A 1,537-nucleotide genomic window follows, 5' to 3' on the forward strand; every position below is an offset into this window, starting at 1 on the left:
GTTTAACCCCTCAAAATTAGAGTCTTTCTCCCTTATTCTCGCATTTTCATATGATTCTTCCTTCTTCCCTACTTCAACCACCTTGGAGTCGGAGTCTAGAAAGGAAACCGTCTAGCGTCAAGGAGATCACTTGACCCCAGACGGTTTCCTTTCTGCTTGTCAGCTAGGTTGAAGTAGGGATCGTTCTGCAATCCTTTGCCACACTACACTTTCACAACAAATGGTGTAATGCGTTGCAGGGTAAAAGCTTTACCAAATTCTACAGGTGATAAATCGTACAAGCTTCCGTGAATCCGGCGCTGATTGTAAAAGAGCAGATAGTTTGTCACGGTTTCATAGGCTTCTTGATAGCTCTGAAATTCATTCCGCTGCAAACATTCTTTCTCCAAAACGCTGTGAAAGGACTCAATGTGAGCGTTTTTGTTTGGCGTCTTTGGAGGAATTCGTTCGTGAACGGTTCGGAAGCTTTGACAGGCCTCCTCGAATACATGACTAATAAACTGCGGACCGTTATCCGTACGGATAACAGGGGGATTCTCGTTGTCGAATTGTTGCCGTTTCCACAAAGCTCTTTGAAGTATCTGAGATGCATGTTTTCCTTCGCATGACAAACCAAAATGATAGTCTACGATCGCTCGATCATAGACGTCAATGAGACTCATCAGGAAAAAGAAACGATGTTCCCCGGCGATAAATCCGTATTTTACGTCCATCTCCCACAATTGATTCGGAGCGGTGATCTCTCGGTTATTGGCAAGCCTCCGGGGATGATGACTATTCTTTTTTCGTTGTGGTTGTAAAAGTCCTTCTTCTTTCAGCAGGCGGTACACTTTTTTCTTGTTGATGATCAACTGGTGATCTCGCCGCAGGCAGACCGTAAGCTTTCGATAGCCATAAGCAGATTCTTCATCCGCAATCAGTTCCGATATCCATTCTTTAATTTGCTCGTCACTGACAGGTTGTCCGTCCGTTGACAATGAATAACCAGGGATCGGCCGCCCTCCATGGTAAACCCGTGGCTTTTGAGAGGCCTTATTTTTCCGATAGTAGTAGGTTGCTTCAAGGATGCCGACAATACGTAGCACCAATTTGGCTGTATACCCCAGCTGTATCCACTTGTCGGCTATTTCCACTTTGTCCGATAAGCTGGGTTCACCTTTTTTACAAGATCACGGAGGATCGCGATTTCCAAATCCTTTTCTCCAAGTAGTTTCTTCAGTTGATCATTCTCGGTTTCCAATTCACGAAATTCTCCCGGGCTCGGAGTATAACTCGTTACCGCTTTGGCTTCGGCAGGAGTGTTTTTCCAATCCGCATGTTTCGAATCACGTATCCAACGATACAACATTTTCGCATCGATCCCATGCCGTCTGGCAACTTGGCTTGCATTTCCTGCATCTTGGGCTTCTTGAACCAGCTGTTGTTTAAACTCGATTGGATAGCGTTTTCGTTGCATAAAAAATCCCCCTCTGTTCTTCTGATACCAGCTTAACAAGATAAGGGGGGTAGACTCAAATCCAATTTTGGGGCTTAAGAG

Annotated in this window: 2 protein-coding genes; both read right to left on the reverse strand. The window is 45.0% G+C overall.

The window, feature by feature from the left end:
- Positions 1–203: 203 nt before the first annotated feature.
- Positions 204–1,133, reverse strand: coding sequence for an IS3 family transposase (locus EDM58_RS19480; RefSeq protein WP_023555125.1), 930 nt, complete (start codon positions 1,131–1,133; stop codon positions 204–206).
- On the reverse strand, positions 1,124–1,537 hold a 414-nt coding region (locus EDM58_RS19485; RefSeq protein ID WP_246000884.1), incomplete at its 5' end, for a transposase. The genes EDM58_RS19485 and EDM58_RS19480, both read right to left, overlap by 10 nt.

Origin of the sequence: Brevibacillus panacihumi (genome assembly GCF_003710985.1) — a bacterium.
Classification (GTDB): Bacteria; Bacillota; Bacilli; order Brevibacillales; family Brevibacillaceae; genus Brevibacillus; species Brevibacillus panacihumi.